This is a genomic window from Thermofilum sp. (assembly GCF_038871435.1).
GTDB classification, from domain to species: Archaea; Thermoproteota; Thermoprotei; order Thermofilales; family Thermofilaceae; genus Thermofilum; species Thermofilum adornatum.
The window spans coordinates 261,532-286,389 of record NZ_JAVZIC010000002.1 but is presented as its reverse complement, the minus strand read 5'-3'; the positions used below and the strand labels follow the sequence as shown (position 1 = coordinate 286,389).

At 43.5% G+C, this 24,858-nt stretch carries 25 protein-coding genes; 17 read left to right on the top strand and 8 right to left on the bottom strand.

Annotation, left to right across the window (positions count from 1 at the left end; genetic code table 11):
- Nucleotides 1-56: 56 nt before the first annotated feature.
- Entirely contained in the window at nucleotides 57-821 is a 765-nt protein-coding gene (locus QXT17_RS03960) for an HpcH/HpaI aldolase/citrate lyase family protein (RefSeq protein WP_020963030.1), read from the bottom strand.
- Between the two features lie 128 nt (nucleotides 822-949).
- Between QXT17_RS03960 and QXT17_RS03955 the strand changes: the two genes are divergently transcribed.
- On the top strand, nucleotides 950-1,975 hold the full coding sequence (locus tag QXT17_RS03955; RefSeq protein WP_020963031.1) for a D-isomer specific 2-hydroxyacid dehydrogenase family protein: 1,026 nt from the start codon (nucleotides 950-952) through the stop codon (nucleotides 1,973-1,975).
- Here the strand turns inward: QXT17_RS03955 and QXT17_RS03950 are convergent.
- Together QXT17_RS03950 and QXT17_RS03945 are read right to left on the bottom strand one after the other, a co-directional pair.
- On the bottom strand, nucleotides 1,962-3,467 hold the full coding sequence (locus tag QXT17_RS03950) for a gluconokinase (protein ID WP_020963032.1): 1,506 nt from the start codon (nucleotides 3,465-3,467) through the stop codon (nucleotides 1,962-1,964). The genes QXT17_RS03955 and QXT17_RS03950 overlap by 14 nt on opposite strands.
- The gene (locus QXT17_RS03945; RefSeq protein ID WP_052886590.1) at nucleotides 3,448-4,146 is read right to left on the bottom strand and encodes a helix-turn-helix domain-containing protein; all 699 of its coding nucleotides are present in this window, start codon (nucleotides 4,144-4,146) and stop codon (nucleotides 3,448-3,450) included. Before QXT17_RS03945 ends, QXT17_RS03950 begins: the two co-directional genes overlap by 20 nt.
- Before the next feature lie 106 nt (nucleotides 4,147-4,252).
- On the opposite strand from QXT17_RS03945, the gene QXT17_RS03940 reads away from it, so the two are divergent.
- The 5 genes from QXT17_RS03940 to QXT17_RS03920 are packed head-to-tail and all read left to right on the top strand — an operon-like array spanning nucleotide 4,253 to nucleotide 9,910.
- Entirely contained in the window at nucleotides 4,253-5,149 is an 897-nt protein-coding gene (locus QXT17_RS03940; protein WP_020963034.1) for a dihydrodipicolinate synthase family protein, read from the top strand.
- A 52-nt stretch (nucleotides 5,150-5,201) separates the two neighbouring features.
- Nucleotides 5,202-6,605 (top strand): ABC transporter substrate-binding protein, encoded by a 1,404-nt coding sequence (locus tag QXT17_RS03935; protein WP_020963035.1) that lies wholly within the window; start codon nucleotides 5,202-5,204, stop codon nucleotides 6,603-6,605.
- Nucleotides 6,606-6,636: 31 nt separating this feature from the next.
- Nucleotides 6,637-7,491 (top strand): sugar ABC transporter permease, encoded by an 855-nt coding sequence (locus QXT17_RS03930; protein ID WP_342814426.1) that lies wholly within the window; start codon nucleotides 6,637-6,639, stop codon nucleotides 7,489-7,491.
- Nucleotides 7,492-7,493: 2 nt separating this feature from the next.
- A complete protein-coding gene (locus QXT17_RS03925; RefSeq protein WP_020963037.1) occupies nucleotides 7,494-8,372 on the top strand; it encodes a carbohydrate ABC transporter permease in 879 nt (292 codons plus the stop codon).
- A gap of 8 nt (nucleotides 8,373-8,380) precedes the next feature.
- Entirely contained in the window at nucleotides 8,381-9,910 is a 1,530-nt protein-coding gene (locus QXT17_RS03920) for a gluconokinase (RefSeq protein ID WP_148682124.1), read from the top strand.
- 116 nt (nucleotides 9,911-10,026) lie between these two features.
- Here the strand turns inward: QXT17_RS03920 and QXT17_RS03915 are convergent, their stop codons facing one another.
- The gene (locus tag QXT17_RS03915) at nucleotides 10,027-11,298 is read right to left on the bottom strand and encodes an OFA family MFS transporter (protein WP_020963039.1); all 1,272 of its coding nucleotides are present in this window, start codon (nucleotides 11,296-11,298) and stop codon (nucleotides 10,027-10,029) included.
- Nucleotides 11,299-11,392: 94 nt separating this feature from the next.
- Here QXT17_RS03915 and QXT17_RS03910 point away from each other — a divergent pair, with 94 nt between their 5' ends.
- From QXT17_RS03910 to QXT17_RS03880, 7 genes are read left to right on the top strand one after another with little or no spacing between them, the layout of a single operon-like run.
- Entirely contained in the window at nucleotides 11,393-12,100 is a 708-nt protein-coding gene (locus tag QXT17_RS03910; RefSeq protein WP_342814427.1) for an orotidine 5'-phosphate decarboxylase / HUMPS family protein, read from the top strand.
- The gene (pyrE, locus tag QXT17_RS03905; RefSeq protein WP_148682125.1) at nucleotides 12,088-12,618 is read left to right on the top strand and encodes an orotate phosphoribosyltransferase; all 531 of its coding nucleotides are present in this window, start codon (nucleotides 12,088-12,090) and stop codon (nucleotides 12,616-12,618) included. The genes QXT17_RS03910 and pyrE overlap by 13 nt, the downstream gene beginning before the upstream one ends.
- A 48-nt stretch (nucleotides 12,619-12,666) precedes the next feature.
- Nucleotides 12,667-13,620, top strand: coding sequence for an aspartate carbamoyltransferase (gene pyrB / locus QXT17_RS03900; RefSeq protein ID WP_020963042.1), 954 nt, complete (start codon nucleotides 12,667-12,669; stop codon nucleotides 13,618-13,620).
- Nucleotides 13,621-13,625: 5 nt separating this feature from the next.
- Complete coding sequence (pyrI, locus tag QXT17_RS03895) at nucleotides 13,626-14,099, top strand: aspartate carbamoyltransferase regulatory subunit (RefSeq protein ID WP_020963043.1); 474 nt, start codon at nucleotides 13,626-13,628, stop codon at nucleotides 14,097-14,099.
- Nucleotides 14,100-14,116: 17 nt separating this feature from the next.
- Nucleotides 14,117-15,424 (top strand): dihydroorotase family protein, encoded by a 1,308-nt coding sequence (locus tag QXT17_RS03890; protein WP_020963044.1) that lies wholly within the window; start codon nucleotides 14,117-14,119, stop codon nucleotides 15,422-15,424.
- Nucleotides 15,425-15,429: 5 nt separating this feature from the next.
- Nucleotides 15,430-16,236, top strand: coding sequence for a dihydroorotate dehydrogenase electron transfer subunit (locus QXT17_RS03885; protein ID WP_148684556.1), 807 nt, complete (start codon nucleotides 15,430-15,432; stop codon nucleotides 16,234-16,236).
- Nucleotides 16,233-17,144: a dihydroorotate dehydrogenase gene (locus QXT17_RS03880; protein WP_342814428.1), complete on the top strand. Its 912-nt coding sequence runs from the start codon at nucleotides 16,233-16,235 to the stop codon at nucleotides 17,142-17,144. Before QXT17_RS03885 ends, QXT17_RS03880 begins: the two co-directional genes overlap by 4 nt.
- Before the next feature lie 18 nt (nucleotides 17,145-17,162).
- Here QXT17_RS03880 and QXT17_RS03875 read toward each other — a convergent pair whose 3' ends face one another.
- Entirely contained in the window at nucleotides 17,163-17,837 is a 675-nt protein-coding gene (locus QXT17_RS03875; RefSeq protein ID WP_020963047.1) for an HD domain-containing protein, read from the bottom strand.
- A gap of 52 nt (nucleotides 17,838-17,889) precedes the next feature.
- Here QXT17_RS03875 and QXT17_RS03870 point away from each other — a divergent pair, with 52 nt between their 5' ends.
- Entirely contained in the window at nucleotides 17,890-19,548 is a 1,659-nt protein-coding gene (locus tag QXT17_RS03870; RefSeq protein ID WP_342783174.1) for a CTP synthase, read from the top strand.
- 135 nt (nucleotides 19,549-19,683) lie between these two features.
- Complete coding sequence (locus QXT17_RS03865) at nucleotides 19,684-20,775, top strand: ABC transporter ATP-binding protein (RefSeq protein ID WP_052886597.1); 1,092 nt, start codon at nucleotides 19,684-19,686, stop codon at nucleotides 20,773-20,775.
- 27 nt (nucleotides 20,776-20,802) lie between these two features.
- Here the strand turns inward: QXT17_RS03865 and QXT17_RS03860 are convergent, their stop codons facing one another.
- Complete coding sequence (locus QXT17_RS03860; protein WP_342783173.1) at nucleotides 20,803-21,165, bottom strand: hypothetical protein; 363 nt, start codon at nucleotides 21,163-21,165, stop codon at nucleotides 20,803-20,805.
- A 57-nt stretch (nucleotides 21,166-21,222) separates the two neighbouring features.
- Here QXT17_RS03860 and QXT17_RS03855 point away from each other — a divergent pair, with 57 nt between their 5' ends.
- Together QXT17_RS03855 and QXT17_RS03850 are read left to right on the top strand one after the other, a co-directional pair.
- Nucleotides 21,223-21,927, top strand: a complete 705-nt coding sequence (locus tag QXT17_RS03855) for a glycerophosphodiester phosphodiesterase (protein ID WP_342783172.1) — start codon at nucleotides 21,223-21,225, stop codon at nucleotides 21,925-21,927.
- 2 nt (nucleotides 21,928-21,929) lie between these two features.
- Nucleotides 21,930-23,879: a transglutaminase domain-containing protein gene (locus QXT17_RS03850; RefSeq protein ID WP_342783171.1), complete on the top strand. Its 1,950-nt coding sequence runs from the start codon at nucleotides 21,930-21,932 to the stop codon at nucleotides 23,877-23,879.
- Between the two features lie 127 nt (nucleotides 23,880-24,006).
- On the opposite strand, the gene QXT17_RS03845 is transcribed toward QXT17_RS03850, so the two are convergent.
- On the bottom strand, nucleotides 24,007-24,354 hold the full coding sequence (locus tag QXT17_RS03845) for a nucleotidyltransferase domain-containing protein (protein ID WP_342783170.1): 348 nt from the start codon (nucleotides 24,352-24,354) through the stop codon (nucleotides 24,007-24,009).
- Complete coding sequence (locus QXT17_RS03840) at nucleotides 24,335-24,718, bottom strand: HEPN domain-containing protein (protein WP_342783169.1); 384 nt, start codon at nucleotides 24,716-24,718, stop codon at nucleotides 24,335-24,337. Before QXT17_RS03840 ends, QXT17_RS03845 begins: the two co-directional genes overlap by 20 nt.
- Nucleotides 24,719-24,858: the final 140 nt, after the last annotated feature.

Here is a 24,858-nt window from a genome sequence, read left to right as displayed (position 1 = left end):
GTTTTCAAAATAAAAATGTCTATTTATACGTAACAATAGAAAAAAGGATGCATTAGTTATGAGAAACTATTGGCTAAACTTTTTGCTTTTTCGAGTCTACTCCTAGCACCTGCAACCAAGAACCTGTAATCGCTTCCCAAGGCTATAAATTTGAAACCATTTTTCAATGCGAATTCTAAGGATTCATCGTCAGGACAATACATACCTCCAGGAACTCCGAGGCTCATTGAAACTTCGGCAACTTTTTCTATGGCTTTTCTTACAATCTCTTCTTTCCAAGACCTGTACCCATATGAAAACGATAGGTCATTTGGTCCAATAAAGAATGCATTTACTCCCTCAACCGAGAGTATATCCTCAATATTTTTGACGGCTTCTTGTGTCTCGATCTGGACGATTACTAGCACTTTGTCGGCATTGTCAAAATACTCATTTGTCTTTAAACCATAACTAGCGGCCCTACGGGGACCTACACCCCTAATGCCTTTTGGAGGATATCTCGTTGATGCAACAGCTTGTTTAGCATCTTCAGCTTTGTTGATTAATGGGAAGAGAATACCGGCAAATCCTAGGTCAAGGACGCGTTTTACATAAACAGGGTCGTTAAAGGGTACTCTTACTATGGGAGTAGTGTCCCCCCTTACGGCCATTAACATATATTCCAGCATTTGAAAGTCTAAAGGTGCATGTTCAACGTCAAACAAGAGCCAATCAAAACCGAGTAGAGAAAGCATTTCTGGAACTTCGGGATTTGCAATCGTTAACCAAGCACCCAGACTGATCTTGTTCTCAACCAAAAGTTTAGGCAGTCTTCCAAACATTTGTGTCAAGAAATACGTTCTTTTCTTTTAAATAATTTTTATGCCAAACACATTCGGCGAAAAACATGAGGAAAGACCAAACAATGTATGGGGATAATAATTAAAATGCCCTGCCTATAAACAAATGTATGTACAAAGTTGCAATAGTGAATTCAAGGTCTTATGGAGTTGTTGCACCCGATGTTCTAGAAAACCTAAGAAGAGTTGCACAGGTTGATTTCTTGGACGTAGATAAAACCCTACGAGGTAAGCCGCTAGCTGAAAAACTCTCGGGCTATCATTTTATAATTGCAAGTGTAACACCGTTTTATGATCGAGAGTTTTTCGAACACCAGAAAGATGTTTTACTAATAGCGAGACACGGCATAGGATACGACAATGTAGATGTTACAGCGGCAACAGAGTACGGTGTCATTGTTACACGTGTCCCCGGATACAAGGAAAGAGATGCAGTAGCAGAATTAGCCGTCGCTTTATGCCTTAATGTTGCGAGAAAAGTCTGTTTATCCGCCGGCTATGTTCGGGAAGGGAAATGGTCGGAAAGAGGAAAAATTGTTGGAATAAACATTAAGGGCAAAACAGTCGGCATCGTAGGCCTAGGAAACATTGGCAGTAGAGTTGCAGAAATATTTTCTAGAGGATTCGAGGCTAGAGTCATAGCCTATGATCCCTATGTAAGCAAGGAGCAGGCCTTTAAAAGTGGAGCTGAGCTGGTAGATTTTGATACGCTTTTAAAAAATTCAGATATCATCTTGCTACATGCTGCTTTAACTAGGGAGAACTATCATCTCATCGGCGAGAAGGAAATAGAGAAAATGAAAAAAGGAGTAATAATAGTAAATGCAGCTAGAGGAGAACTAATCGATACAAATGCTTTGATTAAAGGACTCGAGACTGGAAAAATTGGAGGAGTTGGGCTTGATGTAATAGAAGGCGAACCCATTGGAGCTGATCATCCTCTTCTTAAGTTCCCGAATGTCATTATAACACCTCACATAGGTGCAAATACTTTAGAGGCTTTAAGAGGGATGGATGAATCAAATGCTAATGCAATCTTACAGGTCATACGGGGGGAACCACCCTTCGAGTACATAGTAAACAAAGAAGTTTTAGAAAAAGGAACAAGAGCAAAAATAAAGCTTAGTTCTCATTAAACAAAGGAATCAAACTATTTAAAACTTTTTTAAATTTTTCATATTGCTTCTCATAAACCAATCTGTTTTCAGAAGGAAGGGCTATCCTGTCGAAACGAAGATATTGGTCGAATTTAGTTAATTCGAAAGATGGATCCAGCGTTTCCAGAGCAACTAGCGCTGAGCCAAACAAAGCGGCATCTCCTCTAGTAAACGCCTTTATAGGCGTATTTAAAACGTCCGCCAATATTTGTAGCCATAGCTGGGACTGAGCACCGCCACCTGTAATTCTCACTTCTTTAAATCTTAAGTTGTTCTCCCTCAGAGCCTCATTGACAAGGTTCAGATTATAAGCGACTCCTTCCATGAATGCTCTCAAAATGTCTCTTTTTGTATGCCACTCTCTTAGTCCAAAAATTACAGCACTTGAGTTGTTACCAAAAATAGGGAATCTCTCTCCACTAAGGTATGGTAAGAAAATAATGCCGTTTGCCCCTGGAGGTGAAAGCATTGCCTCTCTGTCCAGAATCTCATATACACTTATGCCTAGATCTTGGGCCAATACTTTCTCTAAGCCTCCCAAAGAATCCCTGAACCACCTTAAGACAACGCCACCGCTGTTTACTGCTCCACCCGGGAGCCAAGTTTTCTTTAAAGAATAGTATGTTTGGAATCGCATATAGGGAGACTTATCAATGACCGGATACGGGCTTGCAACTCTAAGCATCGTGCTAGTAGATAAATGAGAAGTAGCTATCTCTTGATTCAAACCGCCTAATCCAATAGAGACCGCTGCTCCATCAAAAACTCCTGCTACAATGGGAGCCCCAGATTTTATCCCAAGTTCGTTAGCGATGCTTACAGGTAAGTCTCCTATAATTGTGTTAGGCTCCACCAACCTTGGCAATATGCCAGGGTCTATACCAATCGATTCGATAAGGTCGAAATCCCAATCGAGAGAATACATATTGAGGAGTTGCGAACCAGAAGCTGAACTTCTATCCATAACTTTTTCTCCAATAAGACGCAGAAACAAAAAACCCTTAGCATCCAGAATAGTTTTTGTCTTTTCGAGAAGCGTCTTCTTCTCTTGTAGTAACCAAAACAACTTCGCTAATTGATATATATATAAAGGAGGACATCCAGTCCTCCTGTAAACCTCAAACGGATCTAAAGTCTTATAAAGCCTAGGAAGATACTTTGCTGGTCTTCTGTCAAGCCATGTAAATATATTTGTTAATGGTCTGTTTTGTGAATCTAACCCGATAAGACCAAACAGGTATCCAGAAACAACTATTCCATCTATCTCCTCCATATTTGCTTTTCGAATTGTCTCCTTGACAGTCTCTTTAAATATTCCCCATAAATAATCGGCGCTGTGCTCTGCTGCTTCAGGCTCTGGTCTTAAAAGGGGAACTTCAATTGTATTGAATCCCTTCACTCCATCTCCTTCAAAATCAATTAAACCTGATTTTACTGTGCTAGTTCCTATATCAACTGCTAGTATTCTCATATCTAGTGTTCTTCCATTCTAAGCCTACAAGAGAACTTAAAATTTTTGCCTCAGATCTTCGAATATGCTCCGCCAGAGTAGCCTTTGACACACCAAGCTCCTTTGCTAAATCAGTTAAGGAAAACTTTCTGGGCCAGTCGAAGTAGCCCCGAATCACTGCACGAGAAATTACTTCTCGTTGCAAAGGAGTTAATTTTGAAAAAATGTCTGCTTGAAGAATTAGTTTATACGAATCATTTATAGCTTCATAGATGTATGAAGTTTGAAATCTTAAAATATCACCCCTCTTTGCCAACTTTTCGGTTATTACTTTTGGATCCTCTTCAGATATAAGGTAAAACTTTCTAACTCCGTTCCTAATTAAGTAGGGAAAAATGACAAAATTCCCAGAACCTAGAGTATACGCGTAAAAATCACAGCTGTCTTTTTCTATTACAAAAGTCAGAGAGGATTTCGACTTCATTAATATCTTCACTTTTCCTGTGTCTTCTTTATTGAGTACCTTGCTAAATTCATCTACATGTTTCTTCTTCTGTGGCATTAGCGAGTAGACCAAAGTCTTTGATTTACTATCGTCGTATGTTATGCCTAGAACCAAAATCTCTACTCCTGGTATTTTCGAGAGTTCTGCTAAAGTACTCTGGTAAGGTCGCATATATATGAGATAAGGTCTGTGCATTGTAAACCTGCATTCATAGAATTAATCTTTCTATTTAAAACTTTTCTGGAAAGGCAAATATGTTTGGCTCCATAGTTAAATAAGGGTAACTTTATCGTTGGATTCGATGAATGAGAAAAAACTGTATGGTATCTTACCACCACTTATAACTCCATTCGATGAGAAGGGAGAAGTCAAGACAGACACTCTTAGTCGACTTATTGAATTTACTTATCCATATGTCCATGGCTACTATGTTTGTGGCACTTATGGTCTAGGACCTATAATGAGAATAGATCAAAGAAAAATAGTTGCTGAAAAAATAATGGAATTTGTCAAAGGGTCAAAGACTGTAGTTATACATGTCGGTTCAACAGACACAGAGACTGCAGTCCAATTGGCTAGGCACGCGGAAGATATCGGTGCAGATGCTGTTGCTAGTGTTCCTCCTTTCTACTATGCGCACCCGGACTCTCATGTTGTGGAGTATTTTAAAGACATAGTAGCCTCTGTCACGATACCAGTTTACGCATACAACAATCCACAAAGAGTTGGCTATCAAATTAACCCTCAACTTGCACTTAAGCTAAAAAATGTAGGGGTAGTTGGTATTAAAGACAGTAGCTTTGATATTCAACAGTTTATAGAATATAAGGTAACAGTGGGAAAAGATTTCGACGTAGTCGTTGGTACAGAGGCTCTTATGGTTCCTGGCTATGTTTTAGGAGCACGTGCATTTATTCCTGGAATGTCGAATTATGCCCCTGAAGTAGTTTATAAACTATTTAAGTTGCTCGAGGAAAATGATCTTGAGAAGGCTGTAGAACTTCAGTTCATGATAAACAAGTTCCGAAAAGAACTCCATAGACTGGGTTCCACAATTCCTCTCGTGTACACACTTATGAAACTGCGGGGAGTAGATGCCGGTTTGCCCAGAAAACCCTTCATCCCTCTTCCTGAAGAGTTAAAACATGACGTCAAAGCCCTCTTGGAGGAATTACTAAATGAGCGAAATTATGGATAGCCAAACAAGTTTGGCTATAAATATTAATGGTAAAGTATAATAATACACCTTGATGAGCCAAAAAAACAATACAAAAATAATTGCCATTGCTGTTTTAGTCGTCCTAATAATAGCAGGCATTGGCTTCTTTCTAATGCAGCAACCTAAGCAGCCACAGCCTACAACTCCACAGCAACCAACAACCCCCTCCCAACAAACCGCTACAACTAGGCCTAAACTAGTTATCTGGGGAAGAAGCACATTTACACCACCTCAGATGTATTGGATTGAAAAGAAAGTTCGTGAGTGGGCGGCAAAGAATAACGTGGATGTTGAAATAACATGGTTATCGGTAACAGATATTGGAAAGAAGCTTATTGCAGCTGTTGAAGCAGGAAACCCGCCTGACATAGTGATAAATGGTCACCCGGTTGCTATTTTCGCGGAGAAAGGATTATTGATACAAATAGATGACATTATCGAGAAACTAAATAAAAGCGACATATATGAAATAAAACTCAAAGAATGCGAATGGAGCGGTCACTACTATTGCCTTCCCACAATGTTTGAAGCCACCTGGCTACATGTCCGCTGGGACATAGTCAAAAAAGCAAATGCAGAAAACCTATTCCCATTAAAAACACTAGATGACTTCTATACTGCTGCAAAAGTCTTAAACCAAGTAGAGCCTGGAGTGTATGGAGTAGGTCTACCCTTAGGATTGAACGGCTACGATACATGGTGGACCTTCCTACACTTCTGGGGAGGATACGGGGGAGGAATGCTAACAGATAGAAGTGTAGCTGGAGTTATAATGGATAAAGAGCCATATCGAACGGGTCTCAAAAAAGCTTTTGAAATAGAAAGGAAGATATGGCTTGAGAAATTAACTCCGCCAGATAGTGATCAATGGGTCGATGCATCCAACAACAATGCCTACCTTCAAGGAAAAATTGCAATGACAATGAATCCGGCAAGCATATGGTATGCAGTAATGACACAGAATCCTGCTCTAGCAGCAAACACCAAATTATTCTTGTTGCCAGTCTCAGTAGACTGTGGCGACGAAAGCGTTTTCATATTCAAAACAACAAAATATCCAGACCTTGCAAAAGACCTGGTTTACTACTTATATGCCGACAAAGAAGACTATCGTAAAGGATTCTGTGAAGCCTCAGGCCTCTATGCGCTCCCCATATTTAAGTCCCAAATGCAGGTAATCTCCAAAGACTGGAAAGCAGGCAAGTATCCTGCCCTCGGTGAAGACCCAGCAAAAGCGGTCGAAAAAATCAAATTCATGGAAACAGCGGCCTTCCCGTTAGGTGAGAGAACAACACCTAGCGAGACATTTAGAGAAGGGTTCACGTGGAACGAAATGATTCAGAGAGTAGTCATCAAAGGAGAGGATCCAGACAAAGTCATAGACGAGTATGCAGCAAAGCTGAGGGAAGAAGTTAAAAGAGTATATGGAGGATAAAAAATTATTTTTCTTTTTTGGTGATTTTTCTATGTCGAAAACTACTCGATCACTTTATAACTGGATCTATGTTCTGCCTACCCTAGTCTTGATTATCTTCATCTTCATAATCCCGATAGCATATAACATATGGCTGAGCTTTCAAGAAAAAACTATAGGTGGAGAAGCCGTTTTTGCTGGTCTCAAGAATTATCAACGATTGCTAGCATCTTCTATGTTTTATAAGTCTGTTGGTAATTCTTTGTTGTATACTTTTATTTCTGTGACTTCTAAGGCATTAATTGGCTTAGGAGTAGCTCTACTCCTTAACAAGAAATTCTGGGGAAGAGGCTTCTTAAGAGGTTTCTCAATTCTTCCATGGGCTTTCCCGTCTTTCGTTGTAGCAGTTTTGTTCTGGTTCAACTATAACTACAGAGGTACATTCAACACGATATTCAAAATGTTAGGTTTACAGCCTGTACACTGGATGAGCTATGAGAATGCTATGTGGTCAGTTATCCTTATAAATATATGGCATGGATGGCCCTTCTTCTTTATGGGTTATCTAGCTGGTCTACAAGCTATCCCCACAGACCTGTATGAGGCGGCTGAGATTGACGGGGCCAATGTTTACCAGAAATTTATTCATATAACTGTTCCGCAATTAAAACAAGTTCTCTTGACCGTGATGTTGCTCTCAACGATGTGGACGCTGGGAGAATTTACACAAATTTACATGACTACTGGTGGTGGTCCAGTTGACGCAACTTTGACGATACCAATGGCTACATATAAAATAGCTTTTCTTACGGAAATTAATTTCCCGCTTGCCGCTGCATATACTATATTAGTACTACCAATTTACTTGTTCCTAATATATTTCACTTTAAAGCAAATGGGTGAATAAAGATGGCCGGTCATTCAGGAAAAATCTTGAACAAAATCATTATTGCCGTGGGCGTCATCCTCTTGTTACTCTGGATAATTATCCCCACATTCTGGGCATTCAAGACAAGCATATCTGTACCAGAAGAAGCATGGAAACCAATCCCAACAAAAATCACGTTAGACAACTACCTCAGTCTATTCAATCCCTCCCTGGAGGCTATTCTTCGTGGCATGGGTCTCCGTGCGGCCTTACCAGACCCAATGATCGTATACGTGACAAATAGTTTAATTGTTTCTCTAACTGCATCTATTATAGGTGTTATTTTTGGGTCGCTTGCCGGCTACAATTTGGCTAGATTCAGCTATCGAGGCAAAAGGATAGTAATGTGGCTTGTACTTTTTGCGTATGTTTTTCCCGTATTTATCTTAATGGTACCCATCTTAGTCATGATGCGTTATCTTGGCCTGTACAATACTTTGCTAGGATTATCAATCGTTCACTTAGCGTATACCCTTCCATACTCAACTCTAATTATGAGAAGCTATTTCTCAGGTATACCAAGCGTTCTGGAAGAAGCAGCACTAATTGATGGATGCACAAGGCTAGAAGCATTGTGGCGTGTCGTTATTCCTGTAGCTATACCAGGCTTTGTAACGGCATTTATTTTCTCATTCACATTATCTTGGAATGATTTGCTCTTTGCCTTGATTTTACTAAATTCTAGTCACAAATATACCTTGCCAATAGCTACTACATTCTTCCTATGGGGTGGCGAAATAGTTGATCCAGGCGGTCTAGCTGCTACAGCAATTTTTGCTGGAATTGTACCCTCAGTACTTTACATGCTGGTTCAAAAATATGTAGTAGTAGGGCTAGTTAAAGGAGCAGTAAAAGCATAGTGAAATTTATGACAACCGTTGTTATTGATATTGGAACGACAAATATAAAGACAGGTATTTTTGACGATGACGGTCAACTGCTTGATCTACATTACGAAAGAGTAAACCTGGAGGTTGATGCCACGGGCAGGGCGGAGCAAGACCCTTACGATATATACTCGAAGGTGGTAGCATCCTTAAGACACGCTTCCAGAGTGACAGGTGGCGAAGCAGAAGCAATCTTCTTTACGTCGCAAATGCATAGTGCTATGCTTCTAGATAAAAATGGAGAACCGTTATCAAGGCTAATTACCTACTTAGATACACGTCTATCCCTGCATCTAGACGAGCTTAGTCTGAAGAATCATGATCTTTATCACGAGACGGGATGTCCACCACTTATCATTTATCCACTTCCAAAGATTATTTACTTAAAGAAAATACTTAAACCAGACACAAAACATAAAATCGCTGTTTCAGTCAAAGAATTTCCTCTTTTAAAACTTACAGGTCACTTGGTTGTTGACGCTTCAACAGCATCAGGTGCTCAAATGGTGGATATACATTCTTTGAAGTGGAGTGAACATGCGGTGAGCTTGGCTCAACTTTCAGAGGAAAATCTTCCGGAGCTTGTTATTGGTGAAAAAGAGTACCTTGAGCTGACGAGTGATGCCGCGTCACTTATAGGTTTTAAAAAAGGCACTCCCGTCTATCCTGGCGTTTCCGACGCTGGAGCACATAGCTTTGGAGTATTAGCGATCGAAGAAAATACACTTGCTTTAAATGTAGGTACAAGTGCTGCGATTCGATTAACAAAGCCTGAACCGCAAGTGGATAGATACGACATGAGATTTTTCAGTTATTATGCAGGAAACTCAAGATGGATAATTGGAGGAGCTATAAACAATGCGGGTATCGCAGTTGAATGGTTCCTAAAATCATTTGCTACAGCCGAAGAAATAGTTTCAGATACGGCTCGTATAGACAAATTCTCTTTGTTGGACGTAGAAGCACAGCTTTCGCCTCCAGGCGCCAATGGGCTAATATTTTTACCCTACTTGACCGGCGAAAGGTTTCCAATTCGTGATCCATACTTTAGAGGAGTTCTCTACGGAGCATCCCTATCAACCACTAGAAACGATGTTTTAAGAGCCATAATGGAAGGAGTAGCATTTACTCTCAAAATGATTTACAATGCCTTACAAGAAAACGGGTTGAATGCTTCAATTATCCATGGAGGAGGTGGCGGATTACGCATGAAAACATGGAGACAAATCTTCTCGGACATATTCGGCATACCGCTTCTAGTCGTTAGAGAAGACTACGAACCAACACTTATAGGAGGATGGTTACACTTCGCTTTAGCTAACGGTCTTATTAGCTATAAAGAAGCTCTTTACAGGTTTAAAGAAGTATTGCAGGACGGAGCTAACCCTGACCCCTTCACTAGTGAATTTTATTCAGAATACGTGAATTTATTTATAAAGCTTTATAACACTCTTAGGGACTATAGCAGAGAATTTCATAACTTTACAAAGAAACATGTAAAAGTTTTTTAAAAATACTTGGAAAAGATTGTTTTTATCTAAAAGATCTTAAATGCATTTTTCTCAAATATTTGATACCTGTTGAAGAAAATAAGCACAGGAAACAAGAATACCAGTTCTAGGAAAAGCTAGAAGGGTCTTATTGTCGTTGCAATTATGATTCCAATTAGTGCTAGGAATGCTATGTATGGGAATACAGCTATGTATGAGCCAAATATATCCTTTGCTTGCCCGGCAAGAAGATTTCCGAGGATTGCTCCCACGCCATAAGCCGTGAAGACTAATCCATAATTTCGAGCATAATCCTTCATACCGAAAAATCTTGCGGTAGACGCTGGTGCAATAGCTAGCCACCCTCCCAGGTTCATCCATAAAATCATAAATACAATGGCATAAAGCGTCAAAGAAGAAGGAAACATGGACATAAGTATCGACGACGTGAATATTAGTCCAAACGACAATATCGCAGTATTCCTGGGACCAATCTTGTCAGTCATCCAGCCAAATATAGGTCTACCCAGCCCATTAGAAACTGCAAACGGTATAACTAACAATGTAAGCATGGCAGAAGCCTCGCTGACTGGTATTCCAGCTCTCTGTGCAACCTCAAGGCCAACAAGCTTAGCTACGCCGATCGCCATAAGCCCCGCTAGGGTTCCAATAGTATAGCAAAGCCAAAGCCCAACAAAGGTTCTCGTCCTTATCATCTCGTGACGCATAAAGTCCCGGGGAGCGCCTTGATTTGCTTTAAGCGACGTTGCCGAATAAGATCCAGTATTTGAGGTTCTTCCTGGAGGCGGAAACTTCAGAGGAATAGCACACATGCAGATCCAGGCTATAAACAAAATTCCTAGGACTCTCAAAGCATTGAGAAATCCAATCGATGAAGAGAGAAAATCAATGAGTGGTCCAACAATGGCTGCGGACAATCCGAAACCTAACACCGTTAAGCCTACTGCTAGTCCACGCTTTTCTGGAAACCACTTTCCAGAAGTCACAATGGGGGCATTATATGCAATCCCCAGGCCAATTCCTACAATCACTCCATAAAAGAAAACAAGGGTTAAAACATCTCTAGCATAGGACGATGCGAACCAGCCGAGACCTACAAGTATTCCACCAATTATAACGATGAGTCTTGGACCATGTTTTTCAATATATTTCCCCATGAGGGGCATAGTTAACGAGAAAACAAATAAAGCTGTTATGAAAGGCAGTTGTGACTCTGTAGCACTGAGGCTTATGCCGTACAGTTCTTCAAAGGTGGTTTTGAAGTGCACTATAAGAATGCTGTATGCAAACACAGCCCCGAGAGCCAAGTTTATCAGCATCCCGCAGATCACTATTAGCCAGCGACTTTTCCCAGCTTTCCTGTCAAACTCAACTGTGTCTGTGACCATATAGGTAAGATTATGTATGTCGAAAATTTAAACAAAACTCGGCATTTGTAAACATCTAAAAGTTCTTAAAGCATAGTTTGGCCTCATATTTTCGATGCATGTGGACATAGGTAAGCTGAGGAAACTAGGAGAAGCAAAATCTTCAAGAATAATTGTTGCACTCGATGATTTGCCTGGAGGAGTGTCTCCCCAGAGTATTGATATCTTTCTAGAAGAAATAGCGAAGTACGTTGTGGGCATAAAGATTGGGTTGCCCCTTGTGCTCGCTATGGATATTTCGGACGTGGCTGAACTTATAGGTAGGTTTAAGGGAGACTTCTACTTCTTGGCTGACTTCAAGCTTGCAGATATACCTAGCGTAGTTAAGAAAGAACTAAGTCTAATCGAGAGAAACGGCTTTGACGGTGCGATTTTGCACCTTTTCCCATTGGGGCTCGAAGAAGTTTTAAATGACAAAGACAATATTAGCCTAGACGTCTTTGGTTTGGTAGCTATGAGTCACCCAGAGGCCAGGTTGCTAGATCAACATTTTGGGGATCTTTTGGAGTATTCTACAAGGCTGAGTCTTAGTGGCGTAGTTTTGCCTGCGACTAAGCCAGAGCTTATACAGAAGGCGCGCAAGTATCTGCCCCCCAGATACACGATTATTTCGCCTGGAATCGGAGCGCAGGGCGCAGAGCCTGGAACAGCCTTAAAACATGGGGCCGACTTTGAAATCGTGGGGAGGATGCTGACAATGAGTAGGGATCCTCGCGATGTCGCTGAAAAAATAGTGGAGGAGCAGAGGAGGTGGCTAAGGTGATAGAGGAAATACTCTGGCAGATAGGGGCTGTCAAGACAGGGGAATTCAGGCTTACCTCTGGAAAGATTAGCAACATATACGTTGACCTGAGAAAGCTACCATCGTATCCCGAGGCTTTCCGGAGGGTTGTCCAACTCATGACGGAAAAAGCTAGACAATATTCGTTTGACTACGTGTGTGGAATAGCTGTGGGAGGTCTTCCCCTAGCCACAGCTATAGCCTACGAAATGTCTAAGCCTCTCATCTACGCCAGGCGAGAAAAGAAGACACATGGAACAATGAAACAGCTCGAGGGAGACTATGTCAAAGGCTCAAAGATACTCTTGATAGACGACGTTGCGACCACGGGCGGGACACTAATAGACATCATTGGTCTACTTCGGGGCGAGGGACTAGAAGTTATAAAAGCCCTAGTAGTTGTCGATAGAGGAGAAGGTGCAAGGGAAGCTCTCCAAAACATAGGCGTCTCTCTCGACAGTCTAACCACCCTTGAAAGCATACTTAGAGCGAAAAAGTAGCTAAGAGAAAAACTTATAAACCAAAGAAAAGTTTTCTGGAGCGGGCATTTGGTTCCAAGCCCAAATACACATGTAGGTTTCAACCCATTCTATAGGAGAGACGTGTTGTCCATCCTCGATTTTAAAAAGGAAGAGCTCGAGTATTTGTTCCAAGAAGCAGAGAATATTCTCAGAGACCCTACAAAATATAGGGACGTTTTAAGGGGCAAAATACTGGCGACAGCATTCTTCGAGCCAAGCACTAGGACCCGCCTCAGCTTCCAGTCTGCGATCCTGAGGCTTGGAGGAAGCTACCTGGATCTAGGAGAACTAGAAAAAAGCTCGATAGCCAAGGGAGAAAACATTGCAGACACGATAAGGATGCTCGACTCATATGCAGATATAATTGTTATTAGACACAAGCTGGAGGGAGCCGCCAAATTCGCCGCAGAAATAGCAGAAAACCCAGTAATAAACGCGGGCGACGGCAGAAAGCATCATCCAACCCAGGCAATGCTCGACATGTTCACTGTGAGAAGGCTGAAGAACAGGATAGATGGCTTGACATATGGAGTACTTGGAGACCTAAAGTATGGGAGGGCCGCGGCAAGCTTTATCCTTGCCCTCTCAATATTCAGCCCCAAGAAAATATATCTGATTTCTCCAGGGCTTTTACGGGCCCGTGAAGACGTTACAAGCATCCTTAGGGAGAGGGGTATAAGCTTTGAAGAAGTTGAAAACCCAAGCGAAGTTATTGGAGAGCTAGACGTCCTGTATGTGACGAGGATTCAGCGTGAACGTTTTCCAGACCCCTCTGAATACGAAAAGGTGAAGGGGAGCTATATCGTGGACTTAAAGCTTCTCAGAAATGCCAAGGAAGACCTAATAGTCCTCCACCCATTGCCCAGGGTAGACGAAATAGCCCTGGAAGTTGACGGCACCAGGTATGCCAAATACTTCGAGCAGGCCCGATTAGGGGTACCCCTTCGAATGGCTCTGTTGAAGCTTGTTCTCGAGGGGTGAGATAAATGAGTGAAGAGTTACTCGTGAGGAAAATTAGGGACGGAACAGTTATAGACCACATACCTGCGGGTAGGGCACTGGACGTACTAAAGATTCTTGGACTCAGCGGCAAAGAGGGGTCAACTATAGCCATAGTAATGAACGTCCCGAGCAAAAAGCTGGGAAGAAAAGACATTGTTAAGGTTGAGGGCAAGTTTCTCGAGCCAAAAGAAGTAGACGAGATCGCGCTTATAGCGCCCACAGCGACTATAAACATAGTGAAGGACTTCAGGGTTTTAGAAAAGAGGAGAGTCCAAGTTCCAGGGGAAATAAAAGGTTTGCTTAGGTGTCCAAACCCCAACTGCGTCACAAATACCAAGAGAGAGCCCATAGAGACAAGGTTCAAACTCGTATCCATTGCTCCGCTCAAGCTAAAATGCTACTACTGCGAAGACATAGTAACAGAGGAACAAGTCATACAGCAATTAGTAAGAGAATAGTAAGGTCGAAGAACAACATGCATGAAGAACCAGACTTCTTTATTTTGGGAAAAGCCTACATCACGGGAAGAGTTGTAAACGCCGCCATCGGCATTTCAGGCGAAAAAATAGTTTCGCTCACATCTCCTGGCAATATTCCGCCATCAGCGCGTAGACGTGAATACGGGGATGGCTTCCTCGTGGTGCCAGGAATGGTGGATATCCATGTCCACATGCGGGAGCCAGGCCTCGAGTACAAAGAGGACTGGAGAACAGGCTCAATGGCCGCTGTGAAGGGAGGCGTAACATTTGTAGCCGACATGCCAAACAACAAGCCTCCAGCAAACAACTGTAACATTTTACGCGAGAAGCTTGAAAGGGCAAAAAGGAAATCAATTGTAGACTATGCCTTCTATGCGGGTTTTAACATTAGACCCGAAGAACTCTCGAAATGCAAGGACCTCTACATAGGTGGAAAAATCTATCCAGAAGACCTGTACAGCCCAATTGTAGAGGAATTTGCCAGGCTCATCGCTTCTCAAAATAAAATACTTGTTGTCCATGCAGAAGACCCAATACTTTTAAAACCCGACGCCAAAATCCTGCATAGTATAGCAAGGCCGCCAGAGGCAGAGAAGAGCGCCGTAAAGAAAACACTAGAATTAGCGTTGCAGACAGGTGCTAGGACACATATTACACATATCTCTCTCGCCGACTCAATAATCGAAATCCTAAAAGCAAAACTCGCCGGTCATCCAGTGACTCTCGACACAGCTCCACACTACTTCCTGCTTAACGATTCTCTTTATACAACCTCGAGAAAAAACATCGCCAAAGTAAATCCTCCACTCAGAAGCGAAAAAGATAGGCAGACACTCTACATCGCTGTAAATAAAATGCTCGTAGACGCCATTGTAACCGACCATGCGCCACACCTTCTCGAAGAAAAGCTCGGGGAAGATCCTCCTTCAGGCTTCCCTGGCCTCGAGGTGGCTTTACACCTGTTACTCCGAGAAATTCTTGAAGGGAGAATGCCTATCCAAGTCTTAGACCTCTATAGTTTTCGGCCTGCGTCGCTTCTAGGGATAAACAAGGGATGCATCAGCATTGGGTGTGACGCAGACCTCGTAGTGCTTAGAAAAGAGAGCTGGGAAATAAGGCCGGATGAGTTTGTCTCAAAGGCTAAATATTCTCCCTTTGAGGGGGCCGTCTTAAGGACAAAGACGCATGCAGTTTTCCTGAGGGGAAGAACAGTCTATGAAGAGGGTGAGTTCTACGAGGATGTCAGGGGCAAATTTTACCCACTAGAAGCTCCAACAAGCTACGAAACACTGCAGGACAGGTGATTAGCTTGCCATATCGGGTAGCCACAGTAGAAGAAGTTAGAAATCTTACGAGAGACATAAAGATGTATACCCTAAGCATCAACGAGACTTTCAATAGCGACCCAGGACAATACGTAATGGTCTGGGTTCCGGGAGTTGGAGAGATACCTATAAGCTTGTCACTTGTAGATGGGGAAACTTTTTGTCTGGTTATCGCTAGGAAGGGAAAAGTAACAAGTTATATCCACGAGAATATAAAAGAAGGGGATAAACTGTATCTTAGGGGTCCATACGGCAATGGCTTCAAGCTACAAGGTGGAAAAGCACTGATTGTAGGCGGAGGCTATGGCGTTGCACCTCTCTTATTCCTGGCACGAGAACTAGCAAGACGATACGTGAGGCCCGACGTTGTATTGGGTTTCCGTTCAAAGGAGCATGCAATATTGATTTCAGAATTTGAGGAATATGCTGACAGACTAGTAGTATCCACAGACGATGGAAGCCTCGGAGTCAGGGGCACAGCGGTAGACGTGGCGAGACAGCTAGTAGATAGAAACATCTACGCCACGCTATACACCTGTGGAAAAGAACAAATGATGTACAAACTAGTAGAGCTCGCCTTAAACAGAGGCATAAAAACTCAAGCCTCGCTTGAAAGACTAATAAAATGTGGCATAGGCATATGTGGCTCCTGCGTCTTAGAGCCATTGGGACTTAGGGTATGCAGAGACGGGCCAGTCTTCGATGGAGAAACGCTGCTAAAAACTGTGGATTTCGGGAGGTTTTGGCATGACTCAACAGGTAAGCCAATCCCAATAGAAGAGGTGAAATGATGCGTAGCGAGCCAAGCCTCTCTGTAGACCTGGGCGTCTTAAAATTGAGGAATCCCATAATTATTGCTTCAGGCGTACTCGGGGTAAGCATCGGGCTAATGAAGAGGGCAGAAGAAGCAGGCGCGGCAGCAATAACCTCTAAAACAACGACGCTTGAATCACGGAAAGGACACGAGAACCCCGTAGTCTACGAGCTTGAATACGGCTTGCTGAACTCCATGGGTCTCCCAAACCCAGGCGCAGAGGAGATGGGCAAGATACTCGAAGAGGCAAAGAGAATAATCAACGTCCCGATAATCGCGAGCTTTGGCGCCTCGACTCCAGAAGAGGCGCTCAAGATAGCTGAACACCTTAAACACGCAGACGCCCTCGAGCTCAATGCAAGTTGTCCACACGTAAAGGGTCTAGGAGCAGACCTAATGTCGGATCCTAAAGCAATTCACGACATTATCTCAGAGGTCAAGGCGTCGGGCTACAAGATATTCCTTAAGCTGAGTGCGCACGGCGATTACCTGTATATAGCTAGAAAGGCCTACGACGCGGGCGTAGACGGATTTACAGCGATAAATACTCTAAAAGCTATGGCTATAGACATAAACGCCAAGAAGCCTGTACTTGGAGGAAAAGTTGGGGGGCTTTCTGGCAAAGCAATCCATCCCATAGCAGTGAGGATAGTGTACGAGCTTCGCCGAGAATTCCCAGACGTGCCGATCATAGGCACAGGTGGCGTCGAGACGTGGCAGGACGCAGTTGAGCTCTTACTTGCAGGCGCAAAGGCAATTGGCATAGGCACAGTGCTCAAAAAAGGCTTCCATGCAATAGGCCAGCTTCTTGATGGAATAAAGGAATACCTAGCTATGAATGGCTACAGAGATATCAACGAAATAACGGGTCTAGCCCACAAGTGACGAGAACTAGGAAAGTCTCTACAATAAGCCTTGCCATTCTTTGAGGAATCTATCTATAAACTCCAACATGTAGCGGTGCCTTTCTTCAGCGATCTTTTTCGCAGGCTCCGTGTTCAGTGTGTCCTTTATCTTGAGAAGCTTCTCGTAGAAATGATTTATAACGGTCTCAGAGTAACCGTCATATTCGGGCTTCGGCGGCTTCTCCGGGTCCCAGAAAGGTGTGTTCATCCAGCCTCCCCTAGCGAAGGCCCTCGCTATGCCGATAGCTCCAATTGCGTCAAGCCTATCTGCGTCCTGCAGTATCTGTGCCTCTATGGTTCGCGGCTTTTCACCTTTCCTAAACCTGTGTACACTTATACAGTAGGCAACTTCATCTATTTTTTCTTTGGGAAAATTCAATTTTTCAAGAATCTCTCTCGCTATTTTCGCTCCCTCATACGCGTGATCCTCTATATGTCCTTCGTCCTCCAAGTGTCGAGCAACGTCGTGTAGTATCGTTGCTATCTTTAGAACTTCTAGGTCGACACTGCCCGGAAGCTCACGGGCAATCCGCATGGCAAGGTTGTAGACCCTTTCCACGTGGGAGAAATCGTGGTGCGAAGACCTATAATGCTTCATGGCTTCGTCCAGTATTTTCTTAAGCATTACATCCCGCGACGCATCTCTCCTAAGCTCACTATAGGCACTATTCACGTGACGTTTCCCCAACCAAATAGCTTATATCTTTGTCTCCAACAACAAGGCTATGCCGACCAAGTTCGTATTCGTGACTGGTGGAGTCGTTAGTGGCCTGGGCAAAGGAGCTGTAGCGGCCAGTATCGGCAAGATAATGCAGTTCCGCGGATACAAGGTTGACATGATAAAGATAGACCCATACCTGAACGTCGACCCTGGCACACTTAACCCAATCGAACACGGCGAAGTATTTGTATGCGAAGACGTCTGGGAGTTCGAGCCCGCACCCGGCTACAAGTTCAGGATAGCCGAGATCGACCAGGACTTCGGGACCTATGAGCGTTTCCTCGACATAAATATGCACCCCTCAAACAACATCACGAGTGGACAGGTTTACCTAAGCGTTATCCTAAAGGAGAGGATAGGGGAATATCTTGGGAAAACCATACAGGTGATCCCACACATAACAGGCGAAATCAAGCGCAGGATAAGGCAGGTAGCAGAAAGGAGTAAGCCCGATGTTCTGATAGTAGAAATAGGAGGCACCGTAGGGGACATAGAGGCAATGCCCTTCCTGGAAGCCATAAGGCAGTTTAGGCTCGAGAACCCCCCTGGACATACAGCCCTGGTTCACGTCACGCTGGTTCCATACCTATCCAGTATTGGGCAACTAAAGACAAAGCCTACACAGCACAGCATAAAGGAGCTACAGAGCATGGGCCTCCAGCCAGACATAGTCATCGCGAGAGCAGACAGAGAACTCCCAGAGGACGTAAAAGAAAAAATAGCCCTCTACTCAAACATCCCGAGGGAAGCTGTTTTCTCGGATCCAGACCTCGAAACAGTATACAAGTTACCCATCATACTTGAAAAGCAGGGACTGGGAACATACCTCACAAAGATACTAGGCTTGGAGAACAACATTCAACTACAAGAATATGACAAGTGGCAAAGCATAGTAGAAAAATTTGTCTCAGCTAAAGGGGAAGTCGTCATAGCGATGCCTGGAAAATACACAATGATACAGGACAGCTATATCAGCATAAACGAGGCCCTAAGCCACGCAGGGGCACATCTAGGAGTAAAGGTGAAGAGGATATTTATTGAGGCTGAAGACCTAGAAGAAAAACCCGAAAAAGTTGAGTCTCTCATCGAGAACTCTGACGGTATACTGCTCACCCCAGGCTTTGGAAAAAGAGGAGTAGAGGGAATGATCCAAGCGGCGCGTTACGCCATCGAAAACTCAAAGCCATTCCTTGGAATATGCTTTGGAGCCCAGCTACTATTCATTGCGTTCATGAGATACAAGGCAGGCTTGCGAGAGGCCAACTCTACCGAGATAGACCCCAATACTCCTCACCCAGTCGTAGACCTTCTGCCAGAACAGAAGTCCCTACAGTGGTTCGGGGGGACGATGAGGCTTGGAGCGCATCCTGTAAAGGTAATCCCTGGCACAAGGCTCTACGAGGCATACAAACAGGAGGTCATCTACGAAAGGTTTAGACACCGCTACCATATCAATACAAAGTACCGTGAAATAGCTGAAAACCACGGCCTAGTAATATCCTCGACAGACCTTTCGGGAAACATTATCAACTCGATAGAGGTCAAAGGCGACTCTTGGATAGTTGGAGTCCAGTTCCACCCAGAATTCAAGAGCAGGCCGAACAGGCCTTCGCCGATTTACCTAGAATTTATCAAGGCAGCAACTCTCGAAAAGAAGAACTAAGCCAGAGCCAGGCTGTATTGTCCCTACACTGCTGACATACCTAGATGGTTTATAAATGTTTTTGTTAATAAAATAATGTTTGGGAAAATTTTTATATAGAGATAAAGGCCAAAATAATACGAGAGGTGCAAAGTCTTGGCTAAAGTTGTAGTCAAGGATCTCGTGAAAACTTTTGGAAAAGTCGTAGCTGTCAACAAGGTATCGTTTGAGGCGAGAGACGGAGAGTTCCTTGTCCTGCTGGGTCCAAGCGGCTGTGGAAAAACTACCACGCTCAGAATGGTTGCAGGCCTTGAAACACCTGACGAGGGCGAAATATACATTGGCGACAAGCTGGTAAATGATCTTCCCCCGAAAGACAGAGACGTTGCGATGGTTTTCCAGAACTACGCTCTCTACCCACACATGAAGGTCTATGATAACATTGCTTTCCCCCTTAGGATTAGGAAACTGCCAAAGGAAGAAATAGATAAAAGGGTACGAGAAGTTGCAAAACTTCTCCGCATAGAAGAACTGCTAGACAGGTATCCCAGGCAACTCAGCGGTGGCCAACAGCAGAGAGTCGCCCTGGGGAGGGCGCTCGTGAGACAGCCACAGGTCTTCTTAATGGACGAGCCGCTAAGCAACCTCGACGCAAAGCTTAGAGTATACATGCGTGCAGAACTCAAGAGACTTCAGAGGGAACTAGGCATAACAACTATCTATGTGACACACGACCAGGCAGAAGCAATGACAATGGCAGATAGAGTGGCAGTCATGAATGAGGGAAAAATTATGCAGCTAGCTGAGCCAGCCGAACTCTACTTTAAGCCAGCCAACACTTTTGTCGCAGGCTTCATAGGCGCGCCAGCCATGAACTTTATCAATGCATCGCTCTCAATAAAGGGTGACGAGGCATACCTAGATACTGGAGTATTCAAGGTTAAGCTTCCAAAGGATCTGTCAGAAATAATGATAAAATCAGGCGCCCCCTCAGAAGTCATATTCGGAATACGCCCCGAACACATAATCGTGGATAAAAAGCCGTTCCAAGACAGCTATCAAGTAGAAGTCTTCGTAACAGAGCCCCTGGGCTCAGAGACAATAATTGACTTCAAGCATGGAGACTCAATATTGAAAGCTAAATATCCCGGCCACTTCGAAGCTGCTCCCGGAGAAAAAATCTACATAGGCTTCCAGTACCAGCACATACACATATTCGACAAAGCAACTGGAAACGCAATAATATAAAAAAGGAAACTTGTTATTTTTGCAAAGCTATTTTGCCTCGTCCTCGAAATCAAAGCTTCCTTTTCCGTAGCCTTTAACGGTAACCTCGACTACGACTTTATGCTTGCCTGGCGAAAAGTTGCCAGGCACAATTATTTCGACGTCTGTCCCAACGGGAATCTCAAAAGTGTTTGTCTCGGACACGTCTGAAGACTTAATCGTCTTGTCGCCGACCTTTATTGTTATCTGGCTCGGGTCAATATCCAACCCGTCTATTTTTAGCCTCAAAGGCTCGTTTACCGTGGCAGTTGCAAGGCTATTCCTAAGCTTAAACGAGAGGGCACCTCCCTCGATCTTCATGCTTCCCTTGACATAGAGCCTTCTCAAAAGGGCTTTCGGAAGATAGGCCATTGTAATCAAAAATATTTGTAAACTAAAAAATTTATACTTTTCCATGAATCAATAATTATGCCTGGGAAAAACTTTCTACTAACGGGTCACAGGGGGGCACCAGTCTTCGAGCCAGAAAATACTCTGCCCTCGTTCCTGAAAGCCGTCGAGTGTGGCGCCACAGGGATTGAGTTCGACGTTAGAGTAACTAGGGACGGTATACCAGTTATTTCCCACGACGACGAGCTAGAAAGAACACTAGGCACAAACCAAAAAATCAGCGAGACCACATATCCAGAGCTTCTACGCCTTAGCATACAGGGCAAAGCAAAGATACCTACACTACGCGAAGTTCTCGCACTGGCAAAGGGAAGGCTCAGCGTAGACATAGAGCTGAAGGTGACAGGGGCAGAAAGAGAAGTCGTGGACGCCCTACGGGAACTCGAGATGATCGACGATGCAATCGTTACATCCTTCATCCCAGAGGCAATTAGACGCGTGAAAAACCTCGAGCCAAGACTGAGTATTGGAGTGCTGCTGGAGGAATGGGACGACGAGTACCTAGAAATAGCGAGAAACCTGGGGGCTGAAGCCATACTCCCCTACTACGAGATTCTCGACAAAGACTTGGTATCAAAGATAAAGTCAAATGGCTACAAGATTATCACGTGGACGGTAGACGACCCCAGCATAGCCCAGAAACTCTTAGACATGGGCATCGAGGGCGTAATAACAAACAATCCGTGCGCTCTAAGACACATACTTCACAAGAAGAGTCCATGAAAATGTCAAAATTTTTCCCAGCCAAATATCTCAGCATTCTTCTTTTAGCCTTAATCTACACCTTTGCCCTGAGCGTCTGGTCCACGCCTAGCACCATAGAAATCCTAGAGCTAAAAACAAGCATTGGCACTATACAGAGCGGCGTTTTTCTCCAGAGGAAAAACCGGACATTTTATCCAGGGGAAGAAATTTCAGTGAGGATAACTCTAAAAGCAAAAACACCTAGCCAGACAAACAACGTAATAACCCTGAGTGTCTACTTGGCAAATCCACTCGGCATAGTAATCTTTGACGACTCAAAGAACATAACTCTTACCCAGACAGGAATCGTTGAGGCCTTCGAAGCAATTTTTACATATAGTCTTCCAGAGACAGCCCTAAGAGGCTACTACCAGGTTTACGTCCAAGCATCAGCCGCGGGCACCAGCAGAAAGACTCAAGACTCATTCTTTTATAACGGCTATGTCGACCGAGAAAACATAGTCGAACTCAACTGGACCGTCACGCTGACAGGACATGGAGAAGTAGAAGAGCTCAAGATCGCTCTTCCCTGGATCTTAGACCTAGAGCAACCAGTAGGCCCCATAATCTTGCCGAAACCGAGCAAAATAGAAGTAGACCCCTATGGAAACAGGTACGCTGTTTATCAAAACATAAAAGTAACAAATACCCCCTTTACTTTGAAATTTAGGCTGGTAGCGCTGCAGGAGATAAAAATCATTAATGAGAGCATACCTCTTAGTGCCCTAAAAAGTCTCCCCGACGAGGTAAAGCCTTTTCTCAAATCGTCCCCTTACATAGAGAGTGATTCCCCCGAGATAGCCACAATAGCCTCAAGTATGCTTCAAGGAGCAACAACTATTAACCAGCTTCTTGCAAAGATAGCCGACTATGTTTCCAGGGAAATCAAATATAATGCAGAGCTAGGCTCCATAACGGGCACATGGCAACTTGGAGCACTATGGGCTCTCCACTCAAAGCAAGGAACATGCCTACAATTTGCACGTTTATATGTTGCAATAGCTAGAGCCGCGGGTCTGCCAGCCCGAGTAGTTTCCGCCTTCGACCTCAAGCCCCCGGAAGGAGAGTCCAACTATTTGCATGCATACGCAGAGGTATACGTCCCCAGAGTCGGCTGGATCCCCATTGAGCCCCAGTTTCCCGGAAGATACATCGGGACAAACCCTCCGGTCCCCGGCTATCTGCCAATAGTAAAGGGTTTGGGAGAAGGAAAAGGTAACAACCTCACAGGCGTCATAACTTTTGTGTATACAGGAACAGTCAATGCTGAACTCACATACACCTACAAAATTTACCCCTCTACAGCCATAAGGGAAAAAGTCTCCCTAAAAATTACACATCCCCGCCAGCTCTTCTTCAACGACACTCTGACTTTACAAATATCTACAAGTCCACCTGACGCAAAAACTACCGTAACGATAACGGCTCCCAACGGCACGTCACAAATCTACAACTTAGCTGGAATCCAAAAAATAAGCCTCGTCCTAGACGACACGGGCAACTGGACAATCGAGGCTCTCGCCACAAGGGAGGGCTACTTCCCAACCTATTACTCGGGCAACATAACTGTCCTCCCAAGACCACTAAAAGTAGAAATCACGCCCAGCGGATCCGAATACTTATTAAAACCCGTCTTTATCATTAAGACTACACCAAAGGTACCAAATGCAACCATCCACCTAACCCTGACCAGCTTGCTACAAAACGAATACACAGTTTTATACACAAATGAAACAGGCATAGCAACATATGAGCCACTAATAATTCTGGGCCCCACAACAATCAAGGCAACAGTGCAGGCCAAGGGATATGAAACATCACAATATCAACTATCCTACGACAATACAAACATAGTAACTCTCTATGCATCCATAGCGCTCGGCCTAATCATTTTAACAGTGACCCTGAAACATGGAAAAGAAAAAGATTGATTTTTTCTGTCTTAAAGCTGGAAATATGGGATTTAGACTAAATTTCAGAACAGATAACAATTTTTCCTAGCAACTCTATTTTATTGACTAATGGTCTTTCTAACTCTTCTCTGAGAGCAGGTTAAGCTTAAATCCTGACGAGGTCTTCACCAATGAACTTTTTGTACCATTTCTCGAACTCGCTTCTCGAAGCTACATGTAACTCTATTGGTGCATCTATTTGAGCATAAACCTCGGCTTTAACCATGTATTCTTCTTCCCTGTCTGGTCTGTCGTCCAATACAATAAGGATATCTATATCGCTTGTAGCCGTGTAATTTCCTTTCACCGTAGACCCCAAAATGTATATTTCGGCATTGGGCCATCTATATAAAACAATTTGTTTGACTTTCTCTGCTATCTCCTTATAATTCTCCAGGCTCTTAAAATGCCTGTATCCTGTCATTATGACTTTTTCAGACTCTCTCGACAACATTTCTAAATACCTCCTTGACGAATTTCAGCATTTCTTCAACTTCTTCTTTCTCATATCTCCTAGGCATGTATCTTGCCCCTATATTAGCGTCCTCAATCTTTGTTATCATAAGTATGTTTTCACCCTCGAATAGAACCTCTAACCCGCTTGTGACATTAGCTAAAAGCCTAATAAGCGTCATTAGGGAGTGTGTTCTTGGGTACATTCCCGTCTTCACCAATAGCTTGTATTTTAAAATTAACGGGCAGTATTGCTCCAAGTTGAAGGCTGAGAGATCATGTACTCCTTTCTGAAAGAGTTCCTCGGCGTTCCTTAAAAATGCTTCAGCATGCTCTCTCAAAATTTCAGCCTCCTCAAAACTCACATTCAACAGTAAGTATTAGTTGCTGGAACGATATAAATCTGGTCTCTACAGGCATGATGAATGTCGGGAAAAACCTTAATAAGTCTTTTATGTCCATTAAGTTGGGATGACGACCAACCGGAAGGCTTGCGGAGGCATGA

Excerpts from the sequence above, each read along its gene's own strand:
- QXT17_RS03960 (WP_020963030.1), bottom strand. The coding sequence starts at position 821 with ATGTTTGGAAGACTGCCTAAACTTTTGGTTGAGAACAAGATCAGTCTG.
- QXT17_RS03955 (WP_020963031.1), top strand. The coding sequence starts at position 950 with ATGTACAAAGTTGCAATAGTGAATTCAAGGTCTTATGGAGTTGTTGCA.
- QXT17_RS03950 (WP_020963032.1), bottom strand. The coding sequence starts at position 3,467 with ATGAGAATACTAGCAGTTGATATAGGAACTAGCACAGTAAAATCAGGT.
- QXT17_RS03945 (WP_052886590.1), bottom strand. The coding sequence starts at position 4,146 with ATGCACAGACCTTATCTCATATATATGCGACCTTACCAGAGTACTTTA.
- QXT17_RS03940 (WP_020963034.1), top strand. The coding sequence starts at position 4,253 with ATGAATGAGAAAAAACTGTATGGTATCTTACCACCACTTATAACTCCA.
- QXT17_RS03935 (WP_020963035.1), top strand. The coding sequence starts at position 5,202 with ATGAGCCAAAAAAACAATACAAAAATAATTGCCATTGCTGTTTTAGTC.
- QXT17_RS03930 (WP_342814426.1), top strand. The coding sequence starts at position 6,637 with ATGTCGAAAACTACTCGATCACTTTATAACTGGATCTATGTTCTGCCT.
- QXT17_RS03925 (WP_020963037.1), top strand. The coding sequence starts at position 7,494 with ATGGCCGGTCATTCAGGAAAAATCTTGAACAAAATCATTATTGCCGTG.
- QXT17_RS03920 (WP_148682124.1), top strand. The coding sequence starts at position 8,381 with ATGACAACCGTTGTTATTGATATTGGAACGACAAATATAAAGACAGGT.
- QXT17_RS03915 (WP_020963039.1), bottom strand. The coding sequence starts at position 11,298 with ATGGTCACAGACACAGTTGAGTTTGACAGGAAAGCTGGGAAAAGTCGC.
- QXT17_RS03910 (WP_342814427.1), top strand. The coding sequence starts at position 11,393 with ATGCATGTGGACATAGGTAAGCTGAGGAAACTAGGAGAAGCAAAATCT.
- pyrI (WP_020963043.1), top strand. The coding sequence starts at position 13,626 with ATGAGTGAAGAGTTACTCGTGAGGAAAATTAGGGACGGAACAGTTATA.
- QXT17_RS03890 (WP_020963044.1), top strand. The coding sequence starts at position 14,117 with ATGCATGAAGAACCAGACTTCTTTATTTTGGGAAAAGCCTACATCACG.
- QXT17_RS03880 (WP_342814428.1), top strand. The coding sequence starts at position 16,233 with ATGATGCGTAGCGAGCCAAGCCTCTCTGTAGACCTGGGCGTCTTAAAA.
- QXT17_RS03870 (WP_342783174.1), top strand. The coding sequence starts at position 17,890 with ATGCCGACCAAGTTCGTATTCGTGACTGGTGGAGTCGTTAGTGGCCTG.
- QXT17_RS03860 (WP_342783173.1), bottom strand. The coding sequence starts at position 21,165 with ATGGCCTATCTTCCGAAAGCCCTTTTGAGAAGGCTCTATGTCAAGGGA.
- QXT17_RS03855 (WP_342783172.1), top strand. The coding sequence starts at position 21,223 with ATGCCTGGGAAAAACTTTCTACTAACGGGTCACAGGGGGGCACCAGTC.
- QXT17_RS03850 (WP_342783171.1), top strand. The coding sequence starts at position 21,930 with ATGTCAAAATTTTTCCCAGCCAAATATCTCAGCATTCTTCTTTTAGCC.
- QXT17_RS03845 (WP_342783170.1), bottom strand. The coding sequence starts at position 24,354 with ATGTTGTCGAGAGAGTCTGAAAAAGTCATAATGACAGGATACAGGCAT.